General features: G+C 38.4%; 6 protein-coding genes and 1 pseudogene. All 7 read right to left on the bottom strand.

The features are described 5' to 3' along the window. Positions 1 to 2,662, bottom strand: a pseudogene (locus EJF25_RS22445) (ligand-binding sensor domain-containing protein); the annotation flags it as partial. Positions 2,663 to 2,879: 217 nt separating this feature from the next. Next, entirely contained in the window at positions 2,880 to 4,268 is a 1,389-nt protein-coding gene (glmM, locus tag EJF25_RS22440) for a phosphoglucosamine mutase (protein WP_025075695.1), read from the bottom strand. Between the two features lie 35 nt (positions 4,269 to 4,303). Continuing rightward, positions 4,304 to 4,963 carry a BamK family beta-barrel-assembly machinery protein gene (gene bamK, locus EJF25_RS22435; protein WP_125042858.1) on the bottom strand — a complete coding sequence of 220 codons (660 nt, stop codon included), beginning with the start codon at positions 4,961 to 4,963 and terminating at the stop codon, positions 4,304 to 4,306. A gap of 197 nt (positions 4,964 to 5,160) precedes the next feature. Then, entirely contained in the window at positions 5,161 to 6,198 is a 1,038-nt protein-coding gene (locus EJF25_RS22430) for a DHH family phosphoesterase (RefSeq protein WP_125042856.1), read from the bottom strand. A 47-nt stretch (positions 6,199 to 6,245) separates the two neighbouring features. Beyond that, positions 6,246 to 8,342, bottom strand: coding sequence for a ComEC/Rec2 family competence protein (locus tag EJF25_RS22425; RefSeq protein WP_125042854.1), 2,097 nt, complete (start codon positions 8,340 to 8,342; stop codon positions 6,246 to 6,248). Positions 8,343 to 8,350: 8 nt separating this feature from the next. Beyond that, the gene (gene rpe / locus EJF25_RS22420) at positions 8,351 to 9,001 is read right to left on the bottom strand and encodes a ribulose-phosphate 3-epimerase (protein WP_025075699.1); all 651 of its coding nucleotides are present in this window, start codon (positions 8,999 to 9,001) and stop codon (positions 8,351 to 8,353) included. A 27-nt stretch (positions 9,002 to 9,028) separates the two neighbouring features. Beyond that, positions 9,029 to 9,997: a methionyl-tRNA formyltransferase gene (fmt, locus tag EJF25_RS22415; RefSeq protein WP_125042852.1), complete on the bottom strand. Its 969-nt coding sequence runs from the start codon at positions 9,995 to 9,997 to the stop codon at positions 9,029 to 9,031. Positions 9,998 to 10,002 lie beyond the last annotated feature (5 nt).

Below are 10,002 nucleotides of genomic sequence, written 5' to 3'. Positions count from 1 at the left end.
GGACTAAGCAAAGCTGCCATTACAGTTTCACGGATTAATTCTACCGTCTCAATACGTTGTTCATAAGATATGTTTTCTGCACGTAACTGATCACAGAAATTATATATAAAAGTAAAACGATCAAGCACATCCCGATTACAAGAATCAATACCTGCACTTTCCTGACGACTTTCTATCCCGCGCAAACGCTTCATCATACGTTCCTGAAGCAAATTCTTACGAAGTAAATAAACCAGATATCCAAATAGCATGATCAACAATAAGCCATAAATGATATAGACTGTCAGCGAACGATACCAAGGAGAAAGAACATGGACAGGAATAGAGAGAAACACCGATACTCCGTATCAAATACATCATTTTTATATCGGACCTTAAATAAATAGTCCCCTCCCGGCAAACCTGTATAAGAGGCTTCATTCATGCTACTGAATGAAGTCCAATCCTTATCATATCCCTCTAACATATACGAATATTCAATATCATTTCCCGAAAGGAAATCCGGTACTACAAAAGAAAGAGTAAAAGAGACTCCTGCCCCCTTAAACTGCAGAGCTTTATCACCATCTACATAATAATCTTTCAAATTTACTTGCGAACGTCCGATACTCAATTTACGCAATAAAATATCCGGGTGATATTCAGGGGCCACTGCAACCACCTTGTCTAAAAACAACAATCCGTCAATTCCTCCGAAAAAAAGATGTCCAGTATAAGGACAGCAATAATAAGCATCATCACTGAACTCCCCAATCTGTACACCTGCGCTATAATAATAAGCATGAGATGAACCGTTTTTCGGATTATATTTAATTAATCCCCGATTTGTACCTAACCACAGAAATCCATTTTCATCCTCCAGTACCCCATGAATCATATCATTCAACAATCCTTGCTCTCGTCCGATGTAGCTGGCATTGATTTTCTTTCCCTGAAAGGATATACAAACCAATCCGGAAGTGGTCCCAACATACATGCACCCATCTTTAGCACGATGCAAACTCAATATATCATCTACCGACTTATGAAGTATCTCTTTTAAAGAAATCAGCTGGTATTCTTCTGTCTTTTTATCAAACTTCACCAATCCTTTTTCGCGACTTCCTAACCATAAAATAGAGTCTCCCTCAGCTAACATCGGATAAAACATAGCTACTTCCCGCTGTTCACAGAAGAAATGATAACGCTTCTGATTCTTAACTTTTATAGTTCCTCCACTTTTATCAAGTATAATCTTACGAAAACCAACTCCGGCTGTTACCACATAAAGTACACTATCATTCTCTTCATAAATATCATGTATTTCAATAGCCGGATCTTCCGAATCATCTTCTACCTGATGTAGTACACCGTCTTGAAATGAATAATAAAATAGTCCCGGATTCCCCGATCCAATCCAAAAACCATCCATGTATCGGCTCCGTTTCAACTTATAAACATGAAACTCTTTATCCCATTTAATATAGGACGAAATATTTTGTTTTCCCGTTGGAGCATAGACTACAGTTTTTGCAGGATCCATCCCATCGCTATAATGGGGGATATGCAACAAGCCGTCTCCTTTTGTTCCAAACCACAATCCTCCATATTTATCCGTCATTACAGAACGTACCTGCCTACTCAAATTAGGAGATAAATGACTGAGCATTAAGTTTGTTGCGATAGAATATTTCTTTGAATACATAATAGCCCCTTGTCCGTCCGACGCAATCCAAAGAATCCCCTGACGAACATCTCGATAAATATCGTATATACGTATATTACGATCTACAATTTCCGCTTCATACTTTTCAGAGGCACTTAATCGTACCAATCCATTCGTTCTGAAACCAATAATGATATCCTCATAAAAAGGGACAATCCCCATGATATCTCCATATTTCTCCATCAATGAAGAAATATTCCGAATATAAATTTTAGATTTACGCGAAATATCATATACAAATAAATCCCGATCCCTATCAATAAAAACAAAAATACCATTCTGATAAAACACATCATCAATAGGTTTTGCATGGAAATCGGTCAGTGTAGTAGTCACTTTATTAGTGAACGTATCTTGTTCAAAACTATCTAGTGAAAATTGTTGTAGACTGCCCGTATTGGATGGAAAAAACCATAGCACCCCATCATCAGCAACAAACGAGCGACGTTGCACCACTTCCATTTCGGTAGGTAGTTCTTTAAGATGAACAAACTTTCCATGATGAGTATTGTAATAATAGATTCCATCATGACTCACGACCCAAGTATTCCCTTTAGCATTGGAATACAGATAATAATCTCCGGAAAAATCATAAGAACCGACTATCTGACGCGCATTCTGCGAAAAACGGTTTACTCCAAGATGTGTAGTTATCCACAAGCAACTGCTGTCTGCTTGTTGAATAGAATGGATTATATTATTACTTAACGTTTGATCAGCAGAAAAGTCAGACCGAAAGATTTCCATCCCTTTGCTATCATAACAATTCACACCATCATAAGTACCAAACCACATCAACCCCGCTTTATCCTGAAAAAGGCAAAGTACTGCACTATTAGATAACCCTTGCTGATAATCCACTTTTGAGAAAAAATAGGAATCTTTCTCATTATTACCGGCTAAGCATTCTAAAGAGAATAAAAGTGTAAATATGTTCAGTATTAAGCGTGTTTTCATACAAACTATTAAAATTAGCTCACAAATAGAGGGACTATTTTTAAATATCAAAGGCAAATATAGCAATTTAAAACTATTAGCTAAGACAGTTTTAAACCATATTTCCCTTTTTGGTCCTATTTATAGAAACAGGACATCCCTCAGAAACAAAAAAATAATGCTACCATCAATGATAGATAGCAGCATTATTTTTTATTTATTCTATTACAATTGGCTTTTACTTCGCCAACTCATTAATCACATTCATTATCTGTTGACCGATCTCGTCTGCAGCTTCCATAGTAGAAGCCTCGCTATATACGCGAATAATCGGTTCAGTATTACTTTTACGCAAATGTACCCATTTATCAACAAAATCAATCTTCACGCCATCAATATCATTGATCTCTTCATTTTTATAGATCTCTTTCACTTTAGCAAGAATAGCATCTACATCAATTTCAGGTGTAAGATCTACACGATTTTTAGCAATAAAATAAGGAGGATAAGTTGCACGAAGCTCACTTACCTTTTTACCTTCATGTGCAAGATGACTGAGGAACAGGGCAATACCTACCAGAGCATCACGTCCATAATGACTTGCCGGATAAATAACTCCGCCATTACCTTCTCCACCAATGACCGCATTGGTTTCTTTCATCTTTGTCACTACATTAACTTCTCCTACGGCAGCCGCAGCATATTCCATACCATATTTGCGAGTTACATCACGTAAAGCACGGGTAGAACTCAAGTTAGAAACTGTATTACCCGGAGTATGTTTCAATATATAATCAGCTACGGTAACTAATGTATACTCTTCACCATACATTGCACCATTTTCACAAATCATAGCTAAACGGTCTACATCAGGATCTACTACAAAAGCAACATCAGCTTTACCAGCTTTCATTAAATTCATAATGTCACCCAGATTCTTTTCCAGCGGTTCCGGGTTATGTTGAAAATTTCCAGTTGGCTCACAGTAAAGTTTCTCTATATGCTTCACACCTAAACGTTCAAGAAGTTCAGGGAGAATGATACCACCTACGGAATTCACGCAATCAATAGCTACACGGAAATTTGCCTTTTTAATAGCCTCTACGTCTACCAAATCAAGAGCCAAAACACTATCAATATGTTTTTTATTATAGGTAAGATCTTTCCGATAGGAACCCAGATGATCTACATCTGCATAGTCGAACTCTTCCGCTTCAGCAATACGAAGTACTTCGTTGCCTTCTGCTGCATTCAAAAATTCACCATGTTCATTAAGCAGCTTCAGTGCATTCCACTGTTTAGGATTATGAGAAGCTGTCAGAATGATACCTCCACAAGCCCCTTCCATCGTAACAGCCAATTCTGTAGTCGGAGTAGAAGCCAGATCAATGTCTACAACATCCCATCCCATCCCCATCAATGTACCAACTACTACGTTTTTCACCATTTCACCAGAAATACGGGCATCGCGTCCCACAACAATCTTGTTACTTTTCACTTTACAAGTCTTGCGAATCAAAGTAGCATATGCCGAAGTGAATTTTACAATGTCAAGTGGATTCAGTCCCTCTCCTGCTCCTCCGCCAATAGTACCACGGATTCCAGAGATAGATTTAATTAGAGTCATAAGTATTAACTAAAAATATTATTTATGTTAGTGTTCTAATTCAGTGCTTTACTGAATGACCAAATATCGTAGTGATAAGGAATAACATAATTCGAACTTTGCAATGCAGCATGTCCCATCTTAGAAGGCACAATTAAACGGACATGAGCGTTATTACGAACAAAAGGTAATGCCAACAACCAACCAGCAGGTACTGTATAATCCCTCAATTGGCTACGAACCATGAGCATCCACGAATAATCCATTTCTACAACTGTACCATAGGCATAAGAACCTTGAACATTATAACGAAACACCAAAGGAGATGAATAAATAAGAGGATTCTCATATCCTGGATAAAAAACGTTCAAAGATTGAATGGAGTCACCCATTATACTTCTTTCTATATAGCGAACACAAATTTCATCATTTGTAGCAAAAGTATCCGTTTTATTTTCTTCGGAACCTCTATCCACTATTTGCATATACACCCCATCAGAAAGAGCTACATATTCATTCCTATCCAAATTTGTAACTGTATCATTCCTTTCAAATTCATCCTGCGAAATAATATGGATTCCATTATCTCTAATGAACCTACTCACCTCTCTTTTTTCATCTTCCAATTGCTCTGCATATGTTTTGGAGTTATCACATGCCTGAAATAGACCACCGGCAGCCATCAAAGAGAGAAATAAATATACAAGTTTCTTCATTATCTGTTATTTAGCTATATTTGGCACAAATGTATCTCAAATCGAGGAATAAAACATAAGGAGAAGGTTAAAAGTTTGTAACTTTTAACCTTCTCCTTACACATTTAACCATGTTATTATAATCCATATAAATCTCATCACTAGAAAAAGACCTATACTTTACATTAAGAATCAGGGCGGCTTTTAGGAAAAAATTCTTAGTTTTTAGCTATAAGCAAAGGCTTATACTTTTCAAGTGCCTTTTCAAAAACAGCCTTTGCTTCCTCCATTGTTCCAAAGAATTCACCTCCGGATGCATTCAAATGCCCACCTCCATTAAAGAATTCAGCAGCCACTTGATTACAAGGGAAAGTTCCTACGGAACGAAGAGATATTTTTATCATCGGCTTCTCGGTATCTTCACGCAAAAAGCAAGAGAAACATACATTTTTAATAGATAAGGGAATATTGACAAAGCCCTCGCTGTCGCCTTTGATATAATCAAATCTCCCCTGTTCCTCTTTCGTAAGAGAAATGAGTGCAGCGTTACAATCAGAATATACCACCATGTTCGACAAGACATATCCCATCAAACGCAAACGACTCTCAGAGTAAGTATTGTACACCTTGCGATAGATGTCATCTTTATCAATACCTTTGGAAAGGAGTTCACTGATAATGAAATAGATCTCGCAATTGTTGGAGTTGTAAGTAAACCCACCTGTATCAGTCATCATACCGGTGTAAATACATTCGGCTCCTTCTTTGGAAATATCACTGAAATAACCCATTCGGCAAATCAAACGAAATATTAATTCGGAAGTAGAAGAAATGGTAGGATAAGACATCGTAATCTTACAAAAATCTTCCGGATAAAGATGATGATCAATCAAGACTTTACGTGCCGGAGATGCAACAACTGCATCTGCCATATCCTCAATACGTTTTAACGCATTGAAATCAAGACAACAAATAATATCTGCTTCGGCTATCAATTTATCGGCAAAATCTTTATAACGGTCATACAAAAGAACATCTTTACTACCCGGCATCCATCTCAGAAAATCAGGAAACGCATTGGGAACAATGACATTTACATTTTTTTCCTGTGAATCCAGAAAGTGATAAAGTCCCAATGATGAACCGATAGCATCGCCATCCGGAGAAACATGAGACACGATTACTATTTTGTCAGCTCGTTCAAACCACTTTGTAAAATGATCAATCTTAGCCTGTTCAATTACTTTAGTCAGCATACTATAATTACTTTTTTGAGTTGCAAATGTACGATAAATCTTTGTACTTAGAGCAAAAAGCGGATAGAACCTTCTTCAGATAAAGAGATAAATCGGAAACCTAATTGCCGACATTCCTTTTCTAGAAGCCGCTTTCGAGATTCTGAAAAAGAAGCATCCAAAACGATACATGACGGAGAAAATATCCGGGTTAGCTCTTTCATATGTCCTTCATAACCTTTACACAAATAAAGATATTGAATAGATAACGGAGAAACAGCAGATTTGTTTTGCCAACGGTTGTCTGTGATCATACCCACACGACAGCCATGATAAGATAATATCTGCCGGTGACGAGAGAAGCCGGCAGACTGAAAATCCGTTTTAACTTCAACAGGAGGTAAAAGTTGAATCTGTTTCCAATAGTTCGCTGCGACACGCTGTAAACGTCTCTTATCCGATTGCTGATCTCCGTAACTAAGCCATGAATGCCCATCATTTTCTATACAATGCACCACCGGACACCCACGAACATTATAAAAGACAAGACTACGTTGAGGATGATTTACCCAATTCATAATAGAATGTCCCGTTCCCAACATCAACAAAAAGGATAAACACACCCATAAGTATCGAAGCCGGCGCTTCATCATATAATACAATACCAACAATAGGAATATATAAAAGCCTGCAACTTCCCATTGATAAAGCCAAATATTATCTATGGAAGAGAATGGTAATTGCTCTACCCAATGGACAAAAGTATTAAGAGCCTTAAGAAGCAACCTGCATCCTTCAGCCATGACAGATTGAAGCCAGAAAAAAGGAGTCAGGCAAAGCATCAAAACAGCCATATATAATATAATGGTTACTAAAGGAATCACTACCAGGTTAGTCAATAAGAAATGAGTGGAAAAACGGGAAAAGTAAAACATAACAAGGGGAGCCGTACCTAATTGTGCCGCTATAGATACTGCCATCAATCCCCAGATATATTTTCCCAACCAACCCTTGACAGGAAGCAACTGATAAATCGGTTTCTGAATTAATAAAATAGACGCTACCGCAAGAAATGAAAGTTGAAAACCTACATCAAACAGCCAGACCGGTTTACATAATAACATAAACCACGCAACTGCAGCTAAAGTATTTAATGAGATAGCCTTACGGCTGAATACTTCTGCTACTGCCAACGCAGAAAACATACTGGCCGAACGAATAACTGACGGCGACAGTCCTGTGAAAAATGCAAAGGACCATAATAATAGAAGGAGAAGAAGAGTGCGCAAATATTTTCCCGCATTACCTCCCTTCACATCCAACAATTTCAAAATATAAGAAAATAAGACATATAAAAGTCCTATATGCAAACCGGATAATGCCAAAACATGACTTGCACCAGAAACAGAATAACTTTCACGAATTGATTCACTTAGCTCAGTTTTATCCCCCACAGTCAATGCTGAAAGTACCGCTAATTCATCTCCTTCAAACCCTAGTTTCCGATATAAAGCCAGCAACTTCTCCCGATAAGAATTAGCCATCAACCGAAGGGAAGAAACTGAAACAGAAGACAACTTTGTCCATTTCCCGGAAGCAACATATCCGGTTCCGGCGATCCCTTTATACATCAGATAGCGGCTATAGTCAAATTCTCCAAAGTTTTTCCCGTTCACAGGAGGAGAGATTTGCGAAGAAACTAATAGTTCATCTCCATCCTGTAACCGCACTACTGACGAATCTTGTTCCAGATAAAGAATAGCCTTTCGCTCCACCGGACAAATATTGACAGAATCATGATACTCTTCCAGAAATACACGACAAAGGTAGGACCGCTCCTTTAACTCCGGTGCATCTGTCAATCGTACCCGATACACTGTTTCTTGATCTTTAAAGTCATAAACAGACTGTTGCAATTGCCCTGTTATTCCTATCCACCCTCCCATAAAACAAAGAGCAGAAACCGAGAAACCAAAACACCAACGCAGGGAATGACGTCGTAAAAAATGAAAAGCAAAGGATAAACCGACAAAAAAACAAAAAAGAAGGATACTTCCAGACAGTACAGATGTATTGTCAAAGAACATATCTCCACAAAAAACGCCTGTTATCCATGGGATAATCAGGCGTATATATGGATACTGATGTAAATAGTAATTATCCAAAAAATAAATTAGATTTCGTGTAACTTCCGAATCATCTGTTCCGGATCGGGTGCTCCGAACACCGCATTACCGGCTACTAATGCATCCGCTCCTGCTTCCACTAACCGAGCTCCCGTCTCTAAGTTCACTCCTCCGTCCACTTCAATCAAAGCTTTCGACCCTGTACGTTCAATCAAAGACTTCAACTCACGGACTTTTTCAACAGAGTGTTCTATAAACTTCTGTCCGCCGAATCCAGGATTTACACTCATGATAAGAACCATATAAACATCCTGTATAATATCTTGCAATAAAGCTACCGGAGTTGCCGGATTAATAGTTACAGCAGGCTGCATCCCTGCTTCCCTGATCTGCTGAATTACCCTGTGTAAATGAGGGCAAGCTTCATAATGAACATTCATCGTATGAGCACCCAGTGCTTTAACTTCCGGTATAAACTTCTCCGGATTAACAATCATCAAATGTACATCCAAAGGCTTGTTCGTTAATTTAGCTACATATTTCAATACCGGAAAGCCGAACGAAATATTAGGAACAAACACTCCGTCCATAATATCAATATGCACCCACTCCGCTTCACTGCGGTTTATCATTTCAATATCTCTCGCCAAATATCCAAAATCAGCCGAAAGAATGGAAGGAGCAATAATTGGTTTCATCATTTATCTATTTTAGTTCATAAAAGGTTAGTTCATTCGAAATTCATTCGTAAGATGGAATCCACGAAGAAATTCGTCCGTTTTAAGACGTTTCTTACCGGGAAGCTGCAAAGATAGTATGGAAACAAATCCGTCAGGTACGGCGACTTTGATATATTTCTTCCCATCCGTAACAATAGTACCCGGAGTAAGATCATGTGTTTCATGTATTTTCTCACTTTCAAATACTTTCATTATTACTGCTTCCCCTTCAGAGTTTATCAATTCGGTCCATGCGGCAGGATAAGGAGATAATCCGCGAATAAAATCGTATACCTTCTTCACCGGCTGATTCCAATCAATGCGACAAGTCTCTTTAAAGATCTTCGGAGCCGGACGAAGTTCACCTGCTACCGCCATTTCTTCCTGAGGAATAGATTTCACTGTACCATTTAAAATATCATCAACTGTTTCAACAACCAACTTTCCTCCCAACATCATCAGTTTATCATGCACCACTTCTACATTATCTGTATCTGCAATTGGCACTCGTACCTGCTGAATTACTTCACCGGTATCTATTTCATGTTTTAAGAAAAAAGTAGTAATCCCTGTCTCCGTATCCCCATTGATTACCGCCCAATTGATAGGAGCCGCACCACGATATTGAGGAAGCAGGGAAGCATGAAGATTAAATGTACCCAATCGAGGCATGTTCCATACTACTTCCGGCAACATCCGAAAGGCAACCACAATCTGTAAGTCTGCCTTCCAAGCACGAAGAGCTTCCACAAAAGCTTCATCCTTTAGCTTTTCAGGTTGCAACAAAGGCAAATTCTGTTCCAACGCATATTGTTTTACCGGAGAATACTGCACTTTATGTCCGCGTCCTGCCGGTTTATCAGGCATTGTTATCACACCTACTACGTTATAACCACCCTCTACCAACTGACGCAAGGCCTCCACCGCAAAATCGGGTGTGCCCATATATACAATTCTTAAATCTTCTTTCTTCATTTCTT

This window comes from Bacteroides faecalis (assembly GCF_003865075.1).
In the GTDB taxonomy this organism is placed as follows: domain Bacteria; phylum Bacteroidota; class Bacteroidia; order Bacteroidales; family Bacteroidaceae; genus Bacteroides; species Bacteroides faecalis.
Note: the sequence above shows the minus strand (reverse complement) of the source record. Positions and strands in the feature narration are given on the sequence as shown.

Bases quoted from the DNA above. Each gene is read 5' to 3' on its own strand.
- bamK (WP_125042858.1), bottom strand. From the start codon at position 4,963: ATGAAGAAACTTGTATATTTATTTCTCTCTTTGATGGCTGCCGGTGGT.
- fmt (WP_125042852.1), bottom strand. From the start codon at position 9,997: ATGAAGAAAGAAGATTTAAGAATTGTATATATGGGCACACCCGATTTT.
- glmM (WP_025075695.1), bottom strand. From the start codon at position 4,268: ATGACTCTAATTAAATCTATCTCTGGAATCCGTGGTACTATTGGCGGA.
- EJF25_RS22430 (WP_125042856.1), bottom strand. From the start codon at position 6,198: ATGCTGACTAAAGTAATTGAACAGGCTAAGATTGATCATTTTACAAAG.
- rpe (WP_025075699.1), bottom strand. From the start codon at position 9,001: ATGAAACCAATTATTGCTCCTTCCATTCTTTCGGCTGATTTTGGATAT.